A 23,430-nucleotide genomic window follows, 5' to 3' on the forward strand; every position below is an offset into this window, starting at 1 on the left:
CGGTGAATCGTGAGTTGCAACAGCCTGTAACAGCGATTAAAGGAATTGGCGAAGAGACGGGTGCGGCGCTCGAGGAAATGGGAATTACGACGATCGAGCAACTGCTTATGCATGCTCCATATCGCTATGAAGATTATGAACGAAAAGATTTGGCAGAGGTCCAGCATGACGAAAAAGTAACAGTCGAAGGGAAGGTTCATAGCGAGCCTTCTCTTACGTATTATACGAAAAAAAAATCGCGCCTAGCGTTTCGCCTTCTTGCCGGACGGTATTTAATCACGGTCGTTTGTTTCAACCGCCCTTATTTAAAAGAAAAAATCGCGATGGGCGATACGATAACAGTCATTGGCAAGTGGGATCAGCACCGCCAGACGATTACCGCTTATGAAGTGAGGCTTGGGCCGCTCCCGCAAGCAAAAGAAATAGAGCCGGTTTACTCCGTGCGCGGCTCGCTTACGGTGAAAGGAATGCGGCGCTTCATCAAGCTAGCACTTGCGCAATACGGCGCGGCGATCGTCGACCCGCTTCCGCTCTCTATAAGGCGCGCCTACCGGCTCATTTCGAAGCAGGAAGCGGTTCGCGCCATCCACTTCCCGCGTTCTCATGAAGAGTTAAGACAGGCGAGACGGCGGTTGGTATATGAAGAATTTTTGCTGTTTCAATTAAAAATTCATGCGCTGCGCAAAGTAGCACGCGAATATTCGCAAGGAATCGCCCATTCGTTTTCCAAAGAGAATCTAGACGCTTTTATAGGGCAGTTGCCATTTTCGCTAACGAATGCGCAGCGGCGCGTCATTGCGGAAATTCTCGCCGATATGCGCTCGCCGTACCGCATGAATCGCCTGCTTCAGGGGGATGTCGGTTCAGGAAAAACGGCCGTAGCCGCCGTCGTCTTATACGCCACTGTTCTTTCCGGCTACCAAGGGGCGCTGATGGTGCCTACGGAAATTTTGGCGGAACAGCACGCCCGCTCGCTGCAGCAGTTGTTCGCTGCCACCGACGTCACGGTTGCGCTGTTGACGAGTTCGGTGAAAGGAAAGAAACGAAGAGAAATTTTAGAGCAGCTCGCCGTCGGCGACATTGATATTATGATCGGCACCCATGCGCTTATTCAAGAAGAAGTGAATTTTAAGAAACTTGGTTTAGTCATTACCGATGAACAGCATCGGTTTGGTGTGGAACAGCGCCGCATTTTGCGCGAAAAAGGACAATCGCCCGATGTATTGATGATGACGGCCACTCCGATTCCGCGCACCCTCGCCATCACCGCGTTTGGCGAAATGGATGTGTCGGTGATTGATGAAATGCCGGCAGGAAGAAAAAAGGTGAAGACGTATTGGGTCAAACATCATATGTTCGAGCGGGTGCTTGATTTTATCGAAAAGGAAATTCAAAAGGGGCGGCAGGCTTATGTCATTTGTCCGCTGATTGAAGAATCGGAAAAGTTAGATGTGCAAAATGCGATTGATGTCCATAGCATGCTCACGCATTATTACAGAGGAAAATACAACATCGGACTGATGCACGGGCGGCTTTCCGCGGAAGAAAAAGAAGGAGTGATGAAGGCGTTTAGCGAAAACCGCGTGCAAGTGCTAGTTTCCACCACGGTCGTAGAAGTAGGTGTCAATGTGCCGAACGCCACCGTGATGGTCATTTATGATGCCGAACGCTTTGGCTTGGCGCAGCTCCACCAATTGCGAGGCCGGGTCGGCCGCGGCGACGAGCAGTCGTATTGTATTTTAATCGCTGACCCGAAATCGGAAATCGGAAAAGAGCGCATGCGCATTATGACGGAAACGACAGACGGATTTGTGCTGTCGGAAAAAGATTTAGAGCTGCGCGGCCCGGGCGATTTTTTTGGCACCAAACAAAGCGGCATGCCGGAGTTTCAATTTGGGGATATTGTGCACGATTATCGCATTTTAGAAGTCGCCCGCAGCGATGCGGCGAAACTGATTGAATCGAAAGCGTTTTGGCACGATGAGCCGTATCAATGCTTGCGCCTTTATTTGCAAGAGTCGGGCGTATTGGACGGCGAAAAATTAGATTAATAGAAAAAGCGAGCGGTCTGTCTTTTATGCGGCAGGCCGCTTTTTTTGCTTGCATTCTTTTTTTTGATATTATATATTACTTTTAGTACCTAGTCATAAAACTGGACGGTGTAAACATAGATGAGAAAAAGCAAACGGGAGAGACAACGGCTTTTGCAAGAGACGATTCGCGAAAATCCGTTTATTACCGATGAAGAATTAGCAGAAAAATTTTCGGTCAGCGTCCAGACGATCCGTTTGGACCGGCTCGAGCTATCGATACCGGAGCTGCGCGAGCGGATCAAGCATGTTGCCGAGCAGTCGCTGGCAGATAAAGTTAGGGCGCTTCCGCTGGAGGAAGTGATTGGCGAAATTATTGATATCGAGCCAGATCATAGCGCGATTTCCATTTTTGATGTGAAAACGGAACATGTGTTTAGACGAAACCGCATTGCCCGCGGCCATCATTTGTTTGCCCAGGCCAACTCGCTTGCCGTTGCCGTCATCAACGATGAGCTTGCCTTGACGGCTAAAGCAAATATCCGCTTTACGAGACAAGTAAAAGAAAATGAACGGGTAGTTGCAAAAGCGAAAGTGGTCGGGAAAAAGGAGAATGGCCGGACGATCGTCGAAGTCAACAGCTATGTCGGGCAGGAGCTTGTTTTTTCCGGAACGTTTGAAATGTATCGTTCCAACAATGAGAAAAGGGATGGAGACAGCTATGAAGATCGCAATTGATGCAATGGGAGGAGACCACGCTCCAAAAGAAATCGTGCTCGGGGCGATAAAAGCGGTGCAGCATTTCACCGATGTACATATTACGCTGTTTGGCGATGAAGCGCAAATTCGCTCGCACCTTACGAATGATGAACGAATTACGATCATTCACACCGATGAAGTGATTGAGGCGACCGATGAACCGGTGCGAGCGGTGAGAAGAAAGAAGAACGCGTCGATGGTGCTGATGGCGCAAGAAGTGAAAGAAGGGCGAGCCGACGCCTGCATCTCGGCTGGCAATACGGGCGCATTAATGGCGGCAGGGCTGTTTGTCGTCGGACGGATCGCCGGAATTGATCGGCCGGCGCTCGCTCCGACGCTTCCGACCGTCGGCGGTGAAGGATTTTTATTTTTAGATGTCGGCGCCAACGTCGATGCCCGTCCGGAACATTTGCTGCAGTATGCGTTAATGGGACATGTATACGCCCAAAAAGTAAGAGGCATCTCCCAGCCGCGCATTGGCTTGTTAAATGTGGGAACAGAAGATCAAAAAGGAAACGATGTCGCCAAACGCGCATTTCAGCTCCTAAAAGAAACGAACCTTCATTTTATCGGCAATGTCGAAGCGCGCGATTTATTGCAAGGTGTCGCTGATGTCGTCGTCACCGACGGGTTTACCGGCAACGTCGCGCTCAAAACGATCGAAGGCACGGCGATGTCTGTATTTTCACTGTTAAAGCAGGCGATGACAAGCAGTTTATCAAGCAAATTAGCGGCAGCCGTGTTAAAGCCGAAACTCGTTCAATTAAAAAAGATGATGGATTATTCCGAATATGGCGGAGCGGCGTTGTTTGGCTTAAGCGCTCCGGTGATTAAAGCGCACGGTTCGTCCGATGCCAACGCGATCTTTCACGCGGTGCGCCAGGCGCGGGAAATGGTGGCCAACGACATCATCGCTACCATCAAAGCGGCGGTTGAACAAAATCATTCGTAAAGGAAGGGAAAACGTATGGGGAAAATCGCTTTTATTTTTCCAGGACAAGGATCGCAAACGGTAGGCATGGGAAAAGATATTGCCGAAAGCGATGCCAATGCGCGGGCTCTGTTTCAAGCCGCCGATGAACGTTTAGGCTTTTCGCTTTCCTCGCTTATTTTCGAAGGCCCGCAGGAAACGCTGACGTTAACGTACAACGCCCAGCCGGCTTTATTGACGACAAGCATCGCCCTGCTTGAAAAAGTAAAAGAGGCAGGGATTACAGCCGATTATGTTGCCGGCCATAGTTTAGGAGAATATACAGCGCTGGTGGCGGCAGGTGCGCTTTCGTTTGCCGATGCGGTCTATGCGGTGCGAAAACGCGGCGAGTTTATGGAAGAAGCGGTGCCGGCCGGCGAAGGAACGATGGCGGCCGTATTAGGAATGGACGCCGCGGCGCTTGAAGCGGTGACAAACGAAGTATCAGCGCAAGGAGACCCAGTACAGTTGGCCAATTTAAACTGCCCGGGCCAGATTGTTATCTCCGGGTCGAAAGCAGGCGTGGAAAAAGCCGGTCAGCTGGCGAAAGAACGCGGCGCCAAACGGGTGATTCCGCTTGAGGTAAGCGGGCCGTTTCATTCGTCTTTAATGAAACCGGCAGCTGGCAAATTGCAAGAAGTGCTAAACGGCATTACTATTGGCGATGCGAAAATTCCGGTTATCGCCAATGTGACTGCGGAGCCGGTTGTGAAAAAAGAAGAGATTTCGCGCTTACTAATCGAGCAGTTATATTCCCCGGTACGTTGGGAAGAATCGGTGCAAACGATGATCGCTCTAGGAGTGGATACGTTTATTGAAATCGGTCCAGGGAAAGTGCTATCCGGGCTAGTGAAAAAAATTGACCGCAACGTGCGCGTGCATGCCGTCAATGATCTAGAAACACTGAAATCAACCGTTGCGGCAGTGAAAGGAGAATAAAAGAATGTTGCAAGGAAAAGTAGCGCTTGTCACGGGAGCGTCGCGCGGCATCGGTCGGGCGATTGCGCTCGAACTTGCCCGCCAAGGGGCAAAAGTAGCCGTCAATTACGCCGGCAGCGAAGCAAAAGCGAATGAAGTGGTCGAAGAAATCAAAAAGATGGGCCAAGAGGCGGTGGCGATCCAAGCGGACGTTTCCAGCGCCGAAGCTGTCGAGCGCATGGTAAAAACGGTGCTAGAGCAGTTTAGCCGCATCGATATTTTAGTGAACAATGCCGGCATTACCCGCGATAATTTATTGATGCGCATGAAAGAGGAAGAATGGGATCAGGTGATTAATACGAACTTAAAAGGGGTATTTCATTGTATAAAGGCGGTGACACGGCCGATGATGAAACAGCGCTATGGCCGCATCGTCAACATCGCCTCCATCGTCGGCATTAGCGGCAATCCGGGACAAGCAAACTATGTCGCCGCTAAAGCAGGGGTCATCGGATTGACGAAAACGGCGGCACGGGAACTCGCCAGCCGCAACATTACGGTTAATGCCGTCGCCCCAGGGTTCATCACGACGGACATGACCGACAGTCTTAGCGACGAATTAAAAGCGGAAATGTTAAAACAAATTCCGCTCGCTCGCTTCGGCGAGCCGGAAGACATCGCCAAAGTCGTTGCCTTTCTCGTATCGGATGCAGCCAGCTACATGACCGGACAAACGCTCCGTGTCGACGGCGGAATGGTAATGTAAATTTCAAGCTAGTATTTTCTAGCTGAATCTACTATAATCATGAAGGGAGGTGAATCAAATGGCAGACGTATTAGAACGCGTAACAAAAATCATCGTAGACCGTCTAGGTGTCGAAGAATCGCAAGTAACGCTGGATGCATCTTTCAAAGATGATCTTGGCGCTGACTCCCTAGATATCGTTGAACTCGTAATGGAATTAGAAGATGAATTTAATATGGAAATTTCCGATGAAGAGGCGGAAAAAATTGTCACAGTAGGAGACGCTGTGAACTACATAAAAAGCCACATGTAATATCTAGAAAAGTCCCGTTGCCTAGACGGGGCTTTCTCTGCTTTTTTATCTGTGTAACGCACGGATGAGCGGATATAATAAAGAAGTATACGATTGATTTTTTCGTCGAATGAAGTCGGAGGGCTTTCTATATGTCAAAACCAAAAGATAAAGAGCGAACCCATGAAAAAAGGAGAGCGAAATTTAAAGAGTTGCAGGAAAAAATCGGGATTTTTTTTACGAATGAAAAGCTTCTCATTCAGGCTTTTACTCATTCATCGTATGTGAATGAGCATCGGAGACGGCCGCAGGCAGACAACGAACGGCTCGAATTTTTGGGCGATGCGGTGCTTGAGCTTACCGTTTCGCAATATTTGTTTAAAAAGTTTCCGCATATGAGCGAAGGGGAACTAACGAAATTGCGGGCCGCGATTGTTTGTGAGCCTTCGCTTGTCAAGTTTGCCAACGCTTTGTCGTTCGGCGAGCTCGTTTTGCTAGGAAAAGGAGAAGAACTGACAGGCGGACGGACGAGACCGGCGCTGTTGGCAGATGTATTCGAGGCGTTTATCGGCGCGCTCTATTTAGACCAAGGAATGGATGCGGTCGTCCAATTTTTGGGACAAACGATTTTCCCGAAAATTGATGAAGGTGCTTTTTCTCATGTGATGGATTTTAAAAGCCAATTGCAGGAGCTTGTGCAGCGCGATGGCATCGGTGTGCTGGAATATACGATTTTAGAGGAAAAAGGTCCAGCGCATAATAAAGAATTTGTTTCGCGCGTTTCGCTAAACGGAAAGGAGCTTGGCATCGGCGTTGGCAAGTCGAAAAAAGAGGCCGAGCAGCATGCGGCGCAGATGGCGCTCGAAACATTAAGAACACCAGAGAAGCAATAAAGGGTTGGCTCTTACAATAGTCAGCCCTTTTTGCGGCTATGTATCGCACAACATAGGAAAGATTGTGAGGCGTGGTATGGATGTTCCTCAAACGTTTAGATATTATCGGATTTAAATCGTTTGCCGATCGCGTATCGATCGAATTTGTTCCCGGAGTGACGGCGGTTGTCGGTCCAAACGGGAGCGGAAAAAGCAACATTACCGATGCGATCCGCTGGGTGCTTGGCGAACAGTCCGCAAAATCATTGCGCGGGGCGAAGATGGAAGATATTATTTTTGCCGGCAGCGATTCGCGCAAACCGCTTAATGTTGCGGAAGTGACGATCACTCTTGATAATGAAGACCAGTTTCTGCCGCTTGATTATCAAGAAGTGAGCATTACGCGCCGGGTGTATCGTTCAGGAGAAAGCGAATTTTTTATTAATAAGCAGCCTTGCCGTTTAAAAGATATTGTCGATTTATTGATGGATTCCGGGCTTGGAAAAGAAGCGTTTTCGATTATCGGCCAAGGCCGCGTCGAAGAAATTTTAAGCAGCAAGCCGGAAGAACGGCGCACGATTTTCGAAGAGGCAGCCGGCGTGCTAAAGTATAAAATCCGCAAGAAAAAGGCAGAAACAAAGCTTGCCGAAACGCAGGAAAACTTGCATCGCGTCAGCGACATTTTACACGAACTTGAACAGCAGCTTGAGCCGCTGAAAATGCAGGCGTCGATCGCGAAAGACTATTTGGAAAAACGCGATGAGCTGGAACGGTTTGAAGTCGCGCTGATGGTGCATGATATTGAGCAGCTTTATGGGCAGTGGACATCGCTAAAACAGCAGCTTGAGCAGCATCAAAACGAAGAAATCGAGCTCTCTAGCACGCTGCAAAAAGCGGAAGCGGACATCGAACAGCTCCGCGACCACATTACCGCGCTCGATGAATCAATTGACGGGCTGCAGCAAGTGCTGCTTGTCGCGAGCGAGGAATTAGAAAAACTTGAAGGAAAGAAAGAAGTGTTAAAAGAGCGCAAGAAAAATGCGGCCCAATACCAGAAACAGCTCGAAGAGGCGATTGCCTCCCTTGCCGAGAAAAAGGAACGCATCGAACAAGCATTAAACCGCGAACAGACGCAGCTTGCCGAGCTGCAAACGGCAGCGTCCAAGCTGCAGGCCGAACTAAAGGAAAAACAAGCTTCCCTTTCGGCCTATGATGTGAATATTGAAGAAAAAATCGAACAATTAAAAAGCGATTATATTGAATTAGTCCATGAACAAGCCGCCTTAAAAAACGAGCGCGCCCATCTGCAAACGCTGCTAGAAAAGTTGCGGGCCAAACAAGCGGCGCTTGCTGAAGCAAACCGGAAATATTTGGACGAACGGAAAAAACTGCGGCAACAATATGCGTCGTTAGATGAAAAGCGTATGCAGCTCGAGAAGGAACTCGGGCAGGCGGAAGCGCTGCTAAGGCAAAAAACAAACGAAATGGCGGTGCTGAAGTCCGATTTGGAAAAGAAAGAAGCGATGCTGTACCAAGCGTACCAATATTTGCAGCAGACAAAGTCGAGAAAAGAACTGCTTGAGGAAATGCAGCAAGACTATGCGGGATTTTTCCAAGGGGTAAAAGAAGTGTTAAAAGCGCGCGCGCAGTTCCCGGGAGTTCATGGTGCAGTGGTGGAGCTGATCCAAGTTCCCGACCGCTACGAAACAGCGATCGAAATTGCGCTTGGCGGCGCGATGCAGCATATTGTCGTCGAAAATGAAGAAGTGGCGCGCAAGGCCATTCACTATTTAAAAACGAATGCGTACGGCCGTGCGACTTTTTTGCCGATGAATGTCATACAGGCGAAAACGGTTCCGGCCGAACAGCTTGCCTTGGTGAAAAGCCATCCGGCATTTGTCGGAATCGCCAGCGAGCTGATTCATTATGAAAACATCTACCATTCTGCCATCGCTAACTTGCTTGGAAACGTCATCATTACGACCGACTTAAAAGGAGCGAATGAATTGGCGCGCCTGCTTCACTATCGCTACCGCCTTGTCACGCTCGATGGCGATGTCGTCAGCCCCGGCGGCGCGATGACTGGCGGCGGCGTTGCGAAAAAGGCGAATTCGCTGTTAAGCCGAAATCGCGAGCTGGAGACGATTGCGGCGAAATTGCGCGAAATGGAGGAAAAAACGGAGCAGCTCGAACAGTTTGTGCAAGCGAAAAAGAAACAAATTCACCAGGAAGAAACGAATTTGGCCGCGCTCCGTGAGCAAATAGAAGAGCAGCGTTTTGCGCTTCAGGACGTAAAAGGCGAATTGCGCGAACTGCAATTGCAAGAAAAAAATATGAACGAACGCCTCGCCCTTTATGACCATGAAAAAGCGAATGATGAACAAGAAGCAAAACAGATGACAGAGCGGCTCGCCGTCATCAGAGAGCAGCTTGACCATCTTGAAGGGAAACTGCGGGAAATGGATGAGGAAATCAATAAGCTGCAAACGCAAAAGCAAACGGAACAAACGTCAAAAGAAGCGTTGCAGACGGCGATGACCGAGCAAAAAATCGCCCTTGCCGAAACGCAGCAGCGGTTGAAAAACGCGCAAGAAAAAGTAGAGCAGCTTACCAGTGAGCTTGCCGATACGAAAAAGCAGCTGCAGACGGCCAAGCAAGAACTTGCCGTTTTAATAGAGGAGATGAATTCCAGTCATTCTAGCGAAGAAGAATTAGAAGAATTGCGGAACAAAAAGCTAGAGGATAAGCAAAAAACGGTCGATCTCATCGCAAGCCGCCGCGAACAGCGACTTCAGTACCAGGCACAGCTAGAACATTTAGAGCGGGAATGGAAGGAAAAGAAGCGGCAGCATAAACAGCTCACCGACATCGTGAAAGATGAGGAAGTAAAGCTAAACCGCCTCGATGTCGAGCTCGAAAATTTATTAGCCCGCCTTCGCGAAGAATATACCCTTTCGTTCGAAGCGGCGAAAGCAGCCTATCCGTTGACAGTCGATGTCCAGGAAGCACGCAAACGAGTTAAGTTAATCAAGCTGGCGATCGAAGAGCTCGGCACGGTAAATTTAGGCGCGATTGATGAATATGAGCGGGTATCGGAGCGCTATCAGTTTTTAAGCGAACAAAAAGCCGATTTGCAGCAGGCAAAAGAAACGCTCCATCAAGTGATCGACGAGATGGACCAAGAGATGAAAAAACGGTTTTTATCAACGTTTGAACAAATTCGCGCCCATTTTGGCGACGTCTTCTGCCAGCTGTTTGGCGGCGGCAATGCCGATTTGCGCCTGACCGATCCAAATGATTTGCTTGAGACCGGCATTGATATTGTCGCACAGCCGCCAGGGAAAAAGCTGCAGCATTTAAGTCTGCTTTCCGGCGGGGAACGGGCGCTGACAGCCATCGCCTTGCTGTTTTCCATTTTAAAAGTGCGCCCGGTGCCGTTCTGCGTGCTCGACGAGGTCGAAGCGGCGCTCGATGAGGCGAACGTGTATCGCTATGCGCAATATTTAAAACAGTTCAGCAACCAGACGCAATTTATCGTCATCACCCATCGAAAAGGCACGATGGAAGAGGCGGATGTGCTGTATGGGGTGACGATGCAAGAATCGGGCGTGTCGAAGCTCGTTTCCGTCCGTTTGGAAGATTCGAAACAACTCGTTAAGTCATGACAAGAAAGGATGGCGTCGATATGAGTTTTTTCAAAAAGCTAAAAGAAAAAATTACAAAGCAAGCCGATTCGGTTACCGAAAAGTTTAAGCAAGGGCTTTCGAAAACGCGTGATTCGTTTGCAGGGCGCGTCAACGACTTAATCGCCCGTTATCGCAAAGTTGATGAAGAGTTTTTTGAGGAACTGGAAGAAATTTTAATTAGTGCCGATGTCGGTGTGACGACGGTCATGGATTTAATTGATGAGCTAAAAATGGAAGTGAAGCGCCGCAATATACAGAACCCGCAAGAAATGCAAGAAGTGATTTCCGAAAAGCTTGTCGAGATTTATCGCGGCGATGACGAAGAATATGGAAAGTCAGCGGCGTTAAATATCCAGAAAGACGGTTTGACGGTCATATTGTTTGTCGGAGTGAACGGCGTCGGAAAAACGACGACAATCGGCAAGCTTGCTCATAAGCTGAAAACGGAAGGAAAAACGGTGATGCTCGCGGCCGGCGATACGTTCCGCGCCGGTGCGATTGAACAGCTCGAAGTTTGGGGCGAGCGCGTCGGCGCCGAAGTGATTAAGCAATCGGCCGGCTCTGACCCGGCAGCGGTTGTTTATGACGCTATCCAGGCGGCGAAAGCGCGCGGGGTGGACGTGCTTTTATGCGATACGGCCGGACGCTTGCAAAACAAAGTCAATTTAATGAAAGAACTTGAAAAAGTAAAACGTGTCATTGAACGGGAAGTTCCGGGAGCGCCGCATGAAGTATTGCTCGTGCTTGACGCGACAACCGGACAAAACGCCATGAGCCAGGCGAAAATTTTTAAAGAAGCAACGAACGTCACTGGCATCGTGCTGACGAAACTTGACGGCACGGCAAAAGGCGGCATCGTGCTGGCGATTCGCAACGAGCTTCATATTCCGGTGAAGTTTGTCGGCCTTGGCGAAAAAATGGATGATCTGCAGCCGTTTGATCCAGAAAAATATGTATATGGATTGTTTGCCGATTTATTTGAGGAGAAAAGCGGGCAATAAGGCGGCTTAGATTGGCGAAAAATGCGACAGGCTGGCTGAAGGCGGAGATGGCGCCTTTTTAGCCAGCCTTGTTTTTGTAAAGATAAAATCTTGACAGAAATAAGAAAAAAAGCTACACTAATCATCTGTAAAGGTGTTTCACTTAACAAGAGAGGAGGGAGTTTCATGCTCGAAAAAACGACGCGAATGAATTATTTGTATGATTTTTATCAGGCGTTGCTGACGCCAAAACAGCGCAGCTATATGTCGCTTTACTACTTAGATGATTACTCCCTCGGCGAAATTGCAGAGCAGTATGAAGTCAGCCGCCAGGCTGTTTATGATAATATCAAAAGAACGGAAGCAATGCTAGAAGAATACGAGCAAAAATTGGCGCTCTTTCAGAAGTTTCAAAAACGAAAGCAGCTTATGAATCAATTAAAAGAATATATTTTACAAAAATACGGGAAAGATCAGCCGCTTTTGGATCTTATTCAACAACTAGAGGAATTAGAATAAGGAGGTGAAAACAGATGCCGTTTGAAGGGTTATCGGAACGTTTGCAAAACGTGATGAACAAAATCCGCGGCAAAGGAAAAGTAACGGAGGCGGATGTTAAGGAAATGATGCGCGAAGTTCGCCTTGCCCTTCTCGAAGCGGACGTAAACTTTAAAGTCGTCAAAGACTTTGTCAAGCGGGTCAGCGAACGCGCAGTCGGGCAGGAAGTGTTAAAAAGCCTGACACCAGGACAGCAAGTCATTAAAGTTGTCAAAGAAGAGCTGACCGAGCTGATGGGCGGCGAACAAAGCAAAATTGCCGTCGCCAGCCGTCCGCCGACCGTTGTGATGATGGTTGGGTTGCAAGGTGCCGGAAAGACGACGACAACGGGAAAATTAGCGAATTTGCTGCGAAAACGGTACAATCGCAAGCCGCTTTTAGTCGCGGCCGATATTTATCGTCCGGCGGCAATTAAACAGCTTGAAACGCTCGGAAAACAGCTCAATATGCCGGTTTTCTCTTTAGGCGATCAGGTCAGTCCGGTGGAAATCGCCAAACAGGCGCTCGAAAAAGCAAAAGAAGAACATTACGATTACGTGCTCATTGACACCGCCGGCCGCCTTCATGTTGACGAGGCGTTAATGGATGAGTTAAAACAGATGAAAGAAGCAGCAAAGCCGGATGAAATTTTCCTCGTCGTCGATGCGATGACCGGTCAAGACGCGGTAAACGTCGCGCAAAGCTTCCATGAACAGCTCGGCATTACCGGCGTCATTTTAACAAAGCTCGACGGCGACACGCGCGGCGGGGCGGCGCTGTCGATTCGGGCGGTTACGAACACACCGATCAAATTCGTCGGGATGGGCGAAAAGTTAGACGCGCTCGAGCCGTTTCATCCGGAGCGCATGGCTTCGCGCATTTTAGGAATGGGCGATGTATTGACCCTCATTGAAAAAGCGCAAGCCGCCGTTGACGAAGAAAAAGCGAAAGAGCTCGAGCAAAAAATGCGTACGGCGACATTTACGCTCGATGACTTTTTAGAGCAGCTCGGGCAAGTGCGCAAGCTTGGGCCGCTTGATGAAATTTTAAAAATGCTGCCGGGTGCCAATAAAATCAAAGGATTGAACAACATCCAGATCGATGAAAAACAAATTAGCCGCGTCGAGGCGATTATTCGCTCGATGACGAAAGAAGAAAAAATGCATCCGGAAATTATTAACGGCAGCCGGAAAAAGCGGATTGCCAAAGGAAGCGGCACGTCCGTGCAGGAAGTCAACCGGCTGTTAAAGCAGTTTGACGAAATGAAAAAGATGATGAAAATGATGACCAATATGCCAAAAGGCAAGAAAAGAGGGTTTAAATTCCCATTTATGTAGGAAATGATGTGTTAAGAAAAAACCCTTTACAAACTACACAATTATTGTTAATATACTATCTTGTGTGAACTATTTACGGAGGTGCGAAATTAACATGGCAGTAAAAATTCGTTTAAAACGCATGGGTGCAAAGAAAAAACCTTTCTACCGTATCGTAGTTGCGGACTCTCGTTCTCCGCGCGACGGCCGTTTCATCGAAACGATCGGTACGTATAATCCGGTTGCGGAACCAGCAGAAATCAAAATTGATGAAGAGCTTGCACTGAAATGGCTGCAAAACGGCGCAAAACCATCTGATACGGTCCGCAATCTTCTATCCAAACAAGGAATTTTAGAGAAATTCCATAACTTAAAATACGGCAAATAAAGTTTGGGATGCGCATGAAACAATTAATTGAAACGATCGTTCAAGCGCTTGTCGATCATCCGGAAGAGGTATCAGTGACGAACAGCGAAGATGAACAGTCCATCACGTATGAATTATCGGTGCACAAAGAAGATATCGGAAAAGTGATTGGCAAACAAGGTCGCACGATTCATGCCATCCGCACGGTCGTTTACGCTGCTTCGGCGAAGCAGCCAAAAAGAGTGATCGTGCAAGTGAAAGAAAAAGGGTGAGGTCATTTCCTCTCCCTTTTTCTATATCCTTTTTGTTAGGAGTGACGCTATGAAAATCATTCAAACGATTGAAGTGCGGCAAATCGTCACAGAAAAAAGCAAACAGGCGCTCGCGAAAGCGTTCATGGCGCAAAAACAGCAGCTTATGCGCGAATGTGACCAATTGCGGTTTGAACAGAAACGTCTTGAAAAAACCGGAAAATATTCCTCTTCCCTTCTAAAGCAGTATTTTGCGAAAGAAATGGATGCGAGGCTGGAGAAGATCAAGCTTCTTGATTTTCAACTTGAACAATTACACATTCTACCGTTAGGAAGCGAATTAAAAGAGCGCGAAGTGCAGGCGCTCGTTGACGTACAGGTTGGTGACAATTGGGAAAGCGTCATGTCCAAACGTGCGATTATCATTGAAGACGGTATTGTCAAAGAAATTCGTTAAGAAGGGATGGATGAGATGGAAAGATGGTTTAACGTCGGCAAAATTGTCAACACGCATGGAATTCGCGGCGAAGTGCGCGTCATTTCACGGACCGATTTTCCAGAGCAGCGCTATAAAAAAGGAAATACGCTTTATATTTTTACCGAACAATCCAAAGAGCCGATTGCGGTGACGGTCAAAAGCCACCGCGTCCATAAATCGTTTGATTTACTTTCTTTTGAAGGATATGACGACATTAATCTTGTCGAGAAGTTTAAAGGAGCGATGTTAAAGGTGCCGGAAAGCCAGCTTGGCGAGCTGGATGAAGGAGAATATTATTTTCATGAAATTATCGGCAGTACGGTCGTTACTGAAGAAGGAGAAACGATCGGAATCGTGAAAGAAATTTTAACTCCGGGCGCCAACGATGTATGGGTGGTAAAACGGAATAACGGAAAAGAAGTGCTTATTCCGTATATAGAAGACGTTGTGAAAAATGTCGATGTAGAAACGAAAACCATTACCATTCGCCCGATGGAAGGGCTGCTCGAATGATGAGAATCGATATATTAACGTTATTTCCAAATATGTTTACAGGCGTGTTGAATGAGTCGATTTTGAAAAAAGCACAAGAGAAAAAGGCTGTTTCGCTTAATGTGATTAATTTTCGCGATTTCGCGGATAACAAGCATAAAACAGTGGATGATTATCCGTATGGCGGCGGAGCGGGAATGGTATTAAAGCCGCAGCCGATTTTTGACGCTGTCCATCATGTCACAAAAGATTCCCCGCATCCGCGCATCATTTTGCTTTGCCCGCAAGGTGAGCGCTATACGCAAAAAAAGGCGGAAGAGCTGGCGAAAGAGGAGCATTTGGTGCTCATTTGCGGCCATTATGAAGGCTATGATGAGCGCATTCGCGAATATTTAGTGACAGATGAAATTTCCATTGGAGACTACGTATTAACAGGCGGAGAACTAGGAGCGATGGTCATCGTGGACAGCGTTGTTCGTTTGCTTCCCGGTGTGCTTGGCAACGAAGCTTCCCCTGTTCATGATTCGTTCAGCTCAGGACTTTTGGAGTACCCACAGTATACGCGTCCCGCTGATTTCCGCGGCATGAAAGTCCCTGATGTGCTTTTGTCGGGCAATCATCGCCTGATCGAAGAATGGCGGGAGCAACAATCGCTAAAGCGTACGTTTTTGCGCCGCCCTGATTTATTGGAAAACTATCCGTTAACGGAAAAACAAAAACGATGGCTTGAACAGTGGAAAAAAGAGAAACGGTAACTATTGCACACGATGCGAGTTTATGTTAGTATATTCCTTGTGTGACTTAAGCAGTTCGCTTAAGGCAGGAAAACGATGTTCCGCTGCAATGATGGATAAGCATTGTCATGAACATCTGTTGGAAGGAGTGGAAAATGATGCATCATTTAATCCAAGAAATCACGAAAGAACAATTGCGGACTGATTTGCCAGACTTCCGCCCTGGCGATACGGTGCGCGTTCACGTGAAAGTTGTCGAAGGAAACCGTGAACGTATCCAAGTGTTTGAAGGCGTAGTAATTAAACGCCGCGGTGCTGGCATCAGCGAAACATTTACCGTCCGCAAAGTGTCTTACGGGGTTGGCGTAGAGCGCACGTTCCCAGTGCATACGCCGAAAATCGCGAAGTTAGAAATTGTTCGCCGCGGTAAAGTACGCCGTGCGAAATTGTACTACTTGCGTCAACTTCGCGGTAAAGCAGCACGCATTAAAGAAAAAACGGTTCAATAATGGACATAGCGGGTTAGTTTTCATTGCGGAAAAGGAGCTTGATGGCAAGCTCCTTTTTTCACATATGTATATATGTCATAATAGATAAAAAAAGATGTTTAGGTGGGAGAAAAATGGAAACGAAAAAAAGCGAATTGAAGGAATGGATGAAAGCAATCGTGATTGCCGTGTTGCTGGCGGGAGGCATTCGTTATTTTATTTTCGCGCCGATTATTGTCGACGGCCAGTCAATGATGCCAACCCTGCACAATCACGACCGTATGATTGTCAATAAGCTCTCTTATAAAATCGGTACGCCTCATCGTTTTGACATTGTTGTTTTTCATGCCGAAGAGGGAAAAGACTATATTAAGCGGGTCATCGGCTTGCCCGGCGACCATATTGAATACAAAAACGATACGCTATATGTAAACGGAAAGCCGTACGAGGAACCGTACCTAGAAGAATATAAAAAACAAGTGGTCGATGGTCCATTGACCGAACCGTTTACTTTAGAGGAAATTACCGGCCGGAAGACAGTACCGGAAGGCCATCTGTTTGTGATGGGCGATAACCGCCGTTTTAGCAAAGATAGCCGCCATATTGGGTTTATCCCAATGGACAAAATTGTTGGCAAGGCCAGCATCGTCTATTGGCCGCTGTCTGACGCACGGATTGTGAAATAACGCGATAAATGGGTGATGCACATGACGATTCAATGGTTTCCCGGCCATATGGCGAAAGCGAAACGGGAAGTACAAGAAAAATTAAAATTAATCGATATCGTGTTCGAATTGCTCGATGCCCGTATTCCGCTGTCATCGAGAAATCCGATGATTCATGAAATTCTCGGCAACAAGCCGCGCATCGTTTTACTAAATAAAGCGGATATGGCTGATGAGACGGTGACGGAGCAATGGATTGCCTATTTCGAACGGCAGCAGTTGCGTGCGCTGGCGATCGATGCGCAAACAGGCACGGGAATTAGGCAAATTGTATCGACAGCAAAGGAAATGTTGAAAGACAAATTTGCGAAAATGGCGGCAAAAGGAATTAAAAACCCGCGGCCGATGCGCGCGTTGATCGTCGGCATACCCAATGTGGGGAAATCAACGCTTATCAATCGGCTTGCCGGCAAAAATATCGCGAAAACGGGCGATAAGCCGGGAGTGACAAAAGCGCAGCAATGGATTAAAGTCGGCAAGGAAATGGAGCTTTTGGATACGCCGGGAATTTTATGGCCTAAATTTGAGGATGAAGAGGTCGGCTTGAAACTGGCTGCGACCGGTGCGATCAAAGATACGATTTTAAATTTGCAGGATGTGGCGGTATACGCGCTAAACTTTTTGAAGGAACATTATCCGGAACGGTTGAAGGAACGATATTCGCTCGATGATATTCCTGAAGAAATGGTGGCATTGTTCGATGCGATCGGCAAGCGGCGCGGCTGTCTCGTGAGCGGCGGAGCGGTTGATTACGACAAGGTAGCGGAAATTGTACTTCATGACATTCGCACCGAAAAACTAGGAAGAATTAGCTTCGAATCTCCAACTGCATAAAAGCCCGCTTGACCCGGGCTTTATTTTTTATGCATTGATGCCGATATAAATGATAGAAAAGGAGAGAGGAAGCAGTATGGAGCAATATACGGTCAAAGAGATACAGGCACTGTTGCGGCAAATCGATGACGAACATGACCCGTTGCTTGAAGCGATCGTGCAAGATGAACGGAAAAGCGTGCAGCAACTGGTGGCACGCTGGCGGAAACAAAAAAAACAGGAAGAACAAGCAAAAAGGCAATGGGAAGAAATGACCCGCTATGAGAGGCAATTGTATGAGAAAGGAATCGAATGGATTGCCGGCATTGATGAAGCAGGAAGGGGGCCGCTTGCCGGTCCGGTCGTGGCCGCGGCGGTTATTTTGCCAAAAGACGCCTATATTCCCGGCTTAAATGATTCAAAAAAGCTGTCGGAAGCAAAGCGGGAAACGCTGTTTCACGCGATTCAATCATGCGCTGTTTCGATCGGTATCGGCGTTGTCACCGCAGCGGAAATCGATGAAATCAACATTTATGAAGCGACAAAGAAAGCGATGGTCAAGGCGGTACAGCAGCTTTCTCCGCAGCCGCACTATTTATTCATTGATGCGATGACACTTCCTGTCCCGACTCCGCAGCAAAGCATTATTAAAGGTGATGCCAACAGTGTTTCGATCGCTGCTGCCTCCATTATTGCCAAAGTGACGCGCGACCACTTTATGAAACAGCTGGCAAAGCGTTATCCGCAATACGGATTTGACAAAAATATGGGATATGGCACGCGGCAGCATTTGGAAGCTATTCGTGCGTACGGCGCCATTGAAGAGCATCGCCGATCATTTTCGCCGGTAAAAGAGGTGCTTGAAGAAGCGAACAAATGAAGCGAGGGGGTCCAGAAAAGTGATGGAGCGCATCGACAAAACTTTACCCGTTTCTCCTGCCCCTGATGCCACCTATCACCGTTTTCGCCACGGACAGGTGATTGTCGGAAAAATTGAAAGCATACAAGAAGAGACACAGAAAGGAAAAACAGCGCTTGTACGCGTCGGCGAGCAGCTCGTTGCCGCGCGCCTGCAAACTTCGTTACAAGCTGGGGATTCTTACTTGTTTGAAGTAAAGAACGAAAATGGCGAAATTTATTGGAAACCGATCGCCAAACAGTCGAAGAGCCATCTGCCGTCTTCCATCCAAAACGATGAAGCGGCGCAATATTTGCTGCAAAAATGGAAGCTGCCAAAAGATTTATATCCGCTTTTGCGTTTTGCGTTGGCGGAAAAAATACCGATTACGAAAGAAGAACTGATTTCTATCGCTTCGTTAGTAGAGACGCTCGAACATAAAAAAGAGGGGTTATCTGTTTTGGGATATATGTTGGCCCAGCGCCTCCCGTTGACAAAAGACATTTTCTTTTCTCTGCTTGCGGTAAAAACGAATCCGCCGCTTTTTCAGCAGTTGCAATACGTTGAAAGCCGCCTCGCTTCACTGCCGCCGCACCAGCCGGAGCCGGTCGAGGCGCTGCGCCGCTACATTCAGCAAATGTTCCACACGCCGGCTCACGCCTATGAAAGCCTTGTCAAATTGCTGCAATCACTACAGCAGCAGGAGCCAAACGCGGCGTTGCAATTGTTGAACAGGCTGGGGGTGGTGTCCGTGTCGGAAATTGCCGCAGACGAGCTAGCCAAACTGCAAGCGGCGATGGAAAAAAGAGATTTCGCGCAAGTCAAGCAGCAACTGCAGCTATTATTCGCTCCATTTGATGAACAAGCGTTTCTAGAACGATTTCAAGCCGCTTTTGTCTCTTATCAGGCCGGTTTGCTTCCGGATGAGGAACAGCGGCTTTTTTCTGCGGCGTTGGCTGACACTGATATTGCGTTATCGATGTTTCATCTGCTAAAACAATCGTTGCTAAAGCTTGGGTTTAGCGATGAAGCGAAAATTCGCCGCGCGTTAAAAACAAACACTTTCCATGAGGCGGCGTTTTCATCATTAAAGTCGCTTCTTTTGCAAGCGTTAGAAGATGTGAATGATCCGGTATTAAAAGAACAGCTGCAAACGCTTCTGCACCATATTAATGGCCAGCAGTTGCTATCGGACATCGAAGGGCCCATCCAGCATCTATTTGTACAAATTCCGTTTCAGCTCGGCCAGCAGCACACGGATGTCACGATTTATTGGCAAGGAAAAAGAGAAAAAGATGGAAAAATCGATCCTAATTACTGCCATATTGTGTTTTGCTTATTTCTTGATCACTTAAAAGAAACCGTTGTCGACGTGCGCGTTCAGCAGCGGATCGTTCACGTTTCTGTTTTCAATCCTGACCCGCGCTTGCCCGAGCTAGCAAACGCCTTGCAACCGCTGCTGAAAGAGCGGCTTGCCGCGCATGGCTATACGCTGTCGGCTTTAAAAGTGGAAGCACCGGCAGCAAAAAAGCCGCTGATGCCTATCGATGCCGCGTTTGACAAGCGCTATAGCGAGGTGGATTACCGTATATGAAAAACGAAAAAAAGCAGGCGGTAGCTCTTTCCTATGACGCGAACGTGCACGAGGCACCGGTGGTAGTGGCGAAAGGAAAAGGATACGTCGCGGAAGCAATCATTGCCGCGGCCAAACAGCACGGCATTCCGATCCAGGAAGATCCGTCCCTTGTCCAATTATTAAGCGAATTGGAAGTCAATGAAATGATTCCCGAAGATTTATATGCCCTTGTTGCCGAATTGTTTGCTTTTATTTATCGTTTAGACCGGCAGGCAAAAAAGGAATAAACCTGCTTCCAGCAAGGGATTGGGAGATTTTGCTGTTTTTAAATTTTTCAATTTTGTGTCGAAAAGGTGGACAATATAGAAAGTGTCAGTATAAAATGAAAGCGCTAGAATTTTTTTAGTTTTTACATAGGAGGTTGGCGCATGAATATTCATGAATATCAAGCAAAAGAAATCCTCAGAAGCTACGGCGTTAGCGTGCCAAACGGCCGCGTAGCATTCACTGTTGAGGAAGCGGTAGAAGCGGCAAAAGAATTAGGGACTCCTGTCTGCGTCGTTAAAGCGCAAATTCATGCCGGCGGACGCGGAAAAGCCGGAGGGGTAAAAGTAGCGAAAAGCTTGGATGAAGTTCGTACATATGCGAACGAACTGTTAGGAAAAGTGCTTGTCACCCATCAAACAGGTCCGGAAGGGAAAGAAGTAAAGCGCTTGCTTATTGAAGAAGGCTGCGACATTAAAAAAGAATATTACATCGGCTTAGTCGTCGACCGCGCAACTTCCCGCGTTGTTTTAATGGGTTCGGAAGAAGGCGGAACCGAAATCGAAGAAGTAGCGGCAAAAACGCCGGAGAAAATTTTTAAAGAATATATCGACCCGGCCGTAGGGTTGCAAGTGTTTCAAGCGCGCCGTTTAGCGTTTAACATCAATATTCCAAAAGAGCTTGTCAATCAGGCGGTCAAATTTATGATGGGGCTTTACCAAGTGTTTGTTGACAAAGACTGCTCGATCGCCGAAATCAACCCGCTTGTTGTCACCGGCGACGGCAAAGTAATGGCGTTGGATGCCAAACTGAACTTTGATTCGAACGCACTGTTCCGCCATAAAGATATTTTAGAATACCGCGACTTAGATGAAGAAGATCCGAAAGAAGTCGAAGCGTCGAAATATGATTTAAACTATATCGCGCTTGACGGCAATATCGGCTGCATGGTCAACGGTGCCGGTTTGGCGATGGCGACGATGGACATTATCAAATACTACGGCGGCGAGCCAGCAAACTTCTTGGATGTCGGCGGCGGCGCGACCGCGGAAAAAGTAACGGAAGCGTTTAAAATCATTCTTTCTGACCCGAACGTCAAAGGCATTTTTGTCAATATTTTTGGCGGCATCATGAAATGCGACGTGATCGCCAGCGGCATTGTTGAAGCAACGAAACAAGTCGGTCTCAATCTTCCGCTTGTCGTCCGTCTCGAAGGAACGAACGTCGAGCTGGGGAAAAAGATTTTGCAAGAATCAGGTCTAAACATTACCGCTGCTGATTCGATGGCAGACGGCGCACAAAAAATTGTCGAGCTAGTACGTTAAGAAAGTGAGGGAGAAACGTGAGCGTTTTTGTTAACAAAGACACAAAAGTCATCGTTCAAGGGATTACAGGTTCGCAAGGGCTATTCCACACAAAACAAATGCTTGAGTACGGAACAAAAATTGTCGGCGGCACTTCGCCTGGTAAAGGTGGAATGGAAGTTGAAGGTGTTCCTGTATTTAACACAGTTGAAGAAGCGGTAAAGGCGACAGGAGCCAACGCGTCTGTTATTTATATTCCAGCCCCGTTTGCCGCTGACGCGATTATGGAAGCAGTCGATGCGGAATTAGACCTTGTCGTTTGTATTACCGAAGGCATTCCGGTTTTGGATATGGTAAAAGTAAAACGCTACATGGAAGGCAAAAAAACGCGCCTCATCGGTCCTAACTGCCCAGGCGTCATCACGCCGGAAGAATGCAAAATCGGCATCATGCCTGGCTACATTCATAAAAAAGGTCATGTCGGCATCGTTTCCCGCTCTGGCACGTTAACGTACGAAGCGGTTCATCAATTAACGCAGGCAGGCATCGGCCAATCGACAGCGGTCGGCATCGGCGGCGACCCGGTCAACGGCACGAACTTTATCGACGTGTTAAAAGCGTTTAACGAAGATGAAGAAACATATGCCGTCATCATGATTGGCGAAATCGGTGGTACGGCCGAAGAAGAAGCGGCAGAATGGGTAAAAGCGAACATGACCAAACCGGTCGTCGGCTTTATCGGCGGTCAAACAGCGCCTCCAGGAAAACGGATGGGACATGCCGGTGCGATCATTTCCGGCGGTAAAGGAACAGCGGCGGAAAAAATTAAGAAAATGAACGAATGCGGCATTAAAGTGGCAGAAACGCCGGCCGTCATCGGTGAAACGCTAATTTCCGTCTTAAAAGAACGCGGACTTTACGAAAAATGCAAAACCCACTAATAAATATTCATCGTCCCGCATTGTTTTTCATGCGGGACGATATTTTATATAAAACATGGATAGAAAGGAGAATAAGATGTACGATTCTGTTCGCGAACGGCTCATTCATCTGCATCATTGCCGCGGTGCGGGATGGAAAACGATCCGCCGTTTATTTGACATAGATCCAACCTTTTCCTCCCTCTTCGACTTATCCCCTGATGTTTTGCAAACATACCTGTCTTTATCCCCGCAGCAGCGCACCGCCTTTTTCCAAGATTTATATTCCCCTCAGATTGAAAGTATGGTAAAAACATATAAGGACAAAAATATTCACATCATCACTATTTTTGACTTAGACTATCCTCCTTTGTTAAAACATATATACGAGCCACCATGGGTGCTGTATGCAAAAGGAAATACGAAGCTTTTGTCTAATTTAAAAATGATTAGCATCGTTGGCACAAGGCGGCCGACAAAAGAGGGGGCCGAATCGCTGCGTCAATTAGTTCCGCCGTTGGCGGCTGATGGTTGGGTCATTGTCAGCGGCCTGGCCGCAGGAATCGATACGATGGCCCATGAAATGGCGGTCGAAAGCGGTGGAAAGACGATCGCTGTAATTGGCGGAGGATTGGATCATATATATCCGCGGCAAAATGAAAAACTAGCAAAGCAATTAATGGAGGAACATCTCGTTTTAGCGGAGCATCCTCCGCATATTCGGCCGCAAAAATGGCATTTTCCATCACGCAACCGGATTATTAGCGGACTATCGCTTGGAACGGTCGTTGTCCAAGCGAAAGCGAGAAGCGGCTCGTTAATCACCGCTCTCTTTGCCTTGGAGCAAGGGAGAGAAGTTTTTGCCGTACCCGGGCCGATTTTTTTAGAGCAAGCGAAAGGACCGAACATGCTCATCCAGCAAGGAGCAAAATTAGTTCAGTGTGCGGCCGATATAGCGGCGGAATTCCCTTACCTTTGAGACGAATCAACAACAATTTTTTTCATATCTCGTTTG

The 23,430-nt window shown here is 47.8% G+C and carries 25 protein-coding genes; all 25 read left to right on the forward strand.

Features of this window, described 5'->3' with window-relative positions; all coding sequences use genetic code 11:
* Positions 1 to 2 precede the first annotated feature (2 nt).
* The 25 genes from recG to dprA all read left to right on the forward strand — a co-directional run bounded on the left by recG (position 3) and on the right by dprA (position 23,394).
* On the forward strand, positions 3 to 2,051 hold the full coding sequence (gene recG, locus AC1WMD_RS02870; protein ID WP_494255906.1) for an ATP-dependent DNA helicase RecG: 2,049 nt from the start codon (positions 3 to 5) through the stop codon (positions 2,049 to 2,051).
* A gap of 120 nt (positions 2,052 to 2,171) precedes the next feature.
* Positions 2,172 to 2,768 carry a transcription factor FapR gene (fapR, locus tag AC1WMD_RS02875; RefSeq protein ID WP_043904082.1) on the forward strand — a complete coding sequence of 199 codons (597 nt, stop codon included), beginning with the start codon at positions 2,172 to 2,174 and terminating at the stop codon, positions 2,766 to 2,768.
* Positions 2,752 to 3,741, forward strand: a complete 990-nt coding sequence (gene plsX / locus AC1WMD_RS02880; protein WP_043904083.1) for a phosphate acyltransferase PlsX — start codon at positions 2,752 to 2,754, stop codon at positions 3,739 to 3,741. The genes fapR and plsX overlap by 17 nt, the downstream gene beginning before the upstream one ends.
* A gap of 15 nt (positions 3,742 to 3,756) precedes the next feature.
* Positions 3,757 to 4,698 carry an ACP S-malonyltransferase gene (gene fabD / locus AC1WMD_RS02885; protein ID WP_494255907.1) on the forward strand — a complete coding sequence of 314 codons (942 nt, stop codon included), beginning with the start codon at positions 3,757 to 3,759 and terminating at the stop codon, positions 4,696 to 4,698.
* Between the two features lie 4 nt (positions 4,699 to 4,702).
* A complete protein-coding gene (gene fabG / locus AC1WMD_RS02890) occupies positions 4,703 to 5,443 on the forward strand; it encodes a 3-oxoacyl-[acyl-carrier-protein] reductase (RefSeq protein WP_494255908.1) in 741 nt (246 codons plus the stop codon).
* A 58-nt stretch (positions 5,444 to 5,501) separates the two neighbouring features.
* A complete protein-coding gene (locus AC1WMD_RS02895; RefSeq protein WP_003251806.1) occupies positions 5,502 to 5,735 on the forward strand; it encodes an acyl carrier protein in 234 nt (77 codons plus the stop codon).
* 131 nt (positions 5,736 to 5,866) lie between these two features.
* Positions 5,867 to 6,607, forward strand: coding sequence for a ribonuclease III (gene rnc / locus AC1WMD_RS02900; RefSeq protein ID WP_043904086.1), 741 nt, complete (start codon positions 5,867 to 5,869; stop codon positions 6,605 to 6,607).
* 80 nt (positions 6,608 to 6,687) lie between these two features.
* Entirely contained in the window at positions 6,688 to 10,251 is a 3,564-nt protein-coding gene (gene smc, locus AC1WMD_RS02905; RefSeq protein WP_494255909.1) for a chromosome segregation protein SMC, read from the forward strand.
* Between the two features lie 20 nt (positions 10,252 to 10,271).
* The gene (gene ftsY, locus AC1WMD_RS02910; protein ID WP_043904087.1) at positions 10,272 to 11,273 is read left to right on the forward strand and encodes a signal recognition particle-docking protein FtsY; all 1,002 of its coding nucleotides are present in this window, start codon (positions 10,272 to 10,274) and stop codon (positions 11,271 to 11,273) included.
* Between the two features lie 165 nt (positions 11,274 to 11,438).
* Positions 11,439 to 11,771 (forward strand): putative DNA-binding protein, encoded by a 333-nt coding sequence (locus AC1WMD_RS02915; protein ID WP_043904088.1) that lies wholly within the window; start codon positions 11,439 to 11,441, stop codon positions 11,769 to 11,771.
* A 14-nt stretch (positions 11,772 to 11,785) separates the two neighbouring features.
* Positions 11,786 to 13,126, forward strand: coding sequence for a signal recognition particle protein (ffh, locus tag AC1WMD_RS02920; protein ID WP_043904089.1), 1,341 nt, complete (start codon positions 11,786 to 11,788; stop codon positions 13,124 to 13,126).
* Between the two features lie 94 nt (positions 13,127 to 13,220).
* Positions 13,221 to 13,493: a 30S ribosomal protein S16 gene (rpsP, locus tag AC1WMD_RS02925; protein ID WP_043904090.1), complete on the forward strand. Its 273-nt coding sequence runs from the start codon at positions 13,221 to 13,223 to the stop codon at positions 13,491 to 13,493.
* A 14-nt stretch (positions 13,494 to 13,507) separates the two neighbouring features.
* Positions 13,508 to 13,744 (forward strand): KH domain-containing protein, encoded by a 237-nt coding sequence (locus AC1WMD_RS02930; protein ID WP_043904091.1) that lies wholly within the window; start codon positions 13,508 to 13,510, stop codon positions 13,742 to 13,744.
* A gap of 49 nt (positions 13,745 to 13,793) precedes the next feature.
* Positions 13,794 to 14,180: a YlqD family protein gene (locus tag AC1WMD_RS02935; protein ID WP_043904092.1), complete on the forward strand. Its 387-nt coding sequence runs from the start codon at positions 13,794 to 13,796 to the stop codon at positions 14,178 to 14,180.
* Between the two features lie 15 nt (positions 14,181 to 14,195).
* On the forward strand, positions 14,196 to 14,714 hold the full coding sequence (gene rimM / locus AC1WMD_RS02940) for a ribosome maturation factor RimM (protein ID WP_043904093.1): 519 nt from the start codon (positions 14,196 to 14,198) through the stop codon (positions 14,712 to 14,714).
* Entirely contained in the window at positions 14,714 to 15,448 is a 735-nt protein-coding gene (trmD, locus tag AC1WMD_RS02945) for a tRNA (guanosine(37)-N1)-methyltransferase TrmD (RefSeq protein ID WP_186003950.1), read from the forward strand. The genes rimM and trmD overlap by 1 nt, the downstream gene beginning before the upstream one ends.
* A gap of 137 nt (positions 15,449 to 15,585) precedes the next feature.
* On the forward strand, positions 15,586 to 15,936 hold the full coding sequence (rplS, locus tag AC1WMD_RS02950) for a 50S ribosomal protein L19 (protein ID WP_043904095.1): 351 nt from the start codon (positions 15,586 to 15,588) through the stop codon (positions 15,934 to 15,936).
* Positions 15,937 to 16,049: 113 nt separating this feature from the next.
* Positions 16,050 to 16,601 carry a signal peptidase I gene (gene lepB / locus AC1WMD_RS02955; RefSeq protein ID WP_043904096.1) on the forward strand — a complete coding sequence of 184 codons (552 nt, stop codon included), beginning with the start codon at positions 16,050 to 16,052 and terminating at the stop codon, positions 16,599 to 16,601.
* Between the two features lie 15 nt (positions 16,602 to 16,616).
* On the forward strand, positions 16,617 to 17,474 hold the full coding sequence (gene ylqF, locus AC1WMD_RS02960; protein WP_409994227.1) for a ribosome biogenesis GTPase YlqF: 858 nt from the start codon (positions 16,617 to 16,619) through the stop codon (positions 17,472 to 17,474).
* A gap of 76 nt (positions 17,475 to 17,550) precedes the next feature.
* Positions 17,551 to 18,333 carry a ribonuclease HII gene (gene rnhB, locus AC1WMD_RS02965; protein ID WP_494255910.1) on the forward strand — a complete coding sequence of 261 codons (783 nt, stop codon included), beginning with the start codon at positions 17,551 to 17,553 and terminating at the stop codon, positions 18,331 to 18,333.
* A 22-nt stretch (positions 18,334 to 18,355) separates the two neighbouring features.
* Positions 18,356 to 19,945 (forward strand): hypothetical protein, encoded by a 1,590-nt coding sequence (locus AC1WMD_RS02970; RefSeq protein ID WP_494255969.1) that lies wholly within the window; start codon positions 18,356 to 18,358, stop codon positions 19,943 to 19,945.
* Positions 19,942 to 20,214, forward strand: coding sequence for an EscU/YscU/HrcU family type III secretion system export apparatus switch protein (locus AC1WMD_RS02975; RefSeq protein WP_494255911.1), 273 nt, complete (start codon positions 19,942 to 19,944; stop codon positions 20,212 to 20,214). Before AC1WMD_RS02970 ends, AC1WMD_RS02975 begins: the two co-directional genes overlap by 4 nt.
* A gap of 141 nt (positions 20,215 to 20,355) precedes the next feature.
* Positions 20,356 to 21,516: an ADP-forming succinate--CoA ligase subunit beta gene (gene sucC / locus AC1WMD_RS02980; RefSeq protein ID WP_494255912.1), complete on the forward strand. Its 1,161-nt coding sequence runs from the start codon at positions 20,356 to 20,358 to the stop codon at positions 21,514 to 21,516.
* A 17-nt stretch (positions 21,517 to 21,533) separates the two neighbouring features.
* Complete coding sequence (gene sucD / locus AC1WMD_RS02985) at positions 21,534 to 22,436, forward strand: succinate--CoA ligase subunit alpha (protein ID WP_043904101.1); 903 nt, start codon at positions 21,534 to 21,536, stop codon at positions 22,434 to 22,436.
* A 76-nt stretch (positions 22,437 to 22,512) separates the two neighbouring features.
* Positions 22,513 to 23,394, forward strand: coding sequence for a DNA-processing protein DprA (dprA, locus tag AC1WMD_RS02990; protein WP_043904102.1), 882 nt, complete (start codon positions 22,513 to 22,515; stop codon positions 23,392 to 23,394).
* Positions 23,395 to 23,430 lie beyond the last annotated feature (36 nt).

Source organism: Parageobacillus sp. NEAU-HV-2 (genome assembly GCF_059115485.1).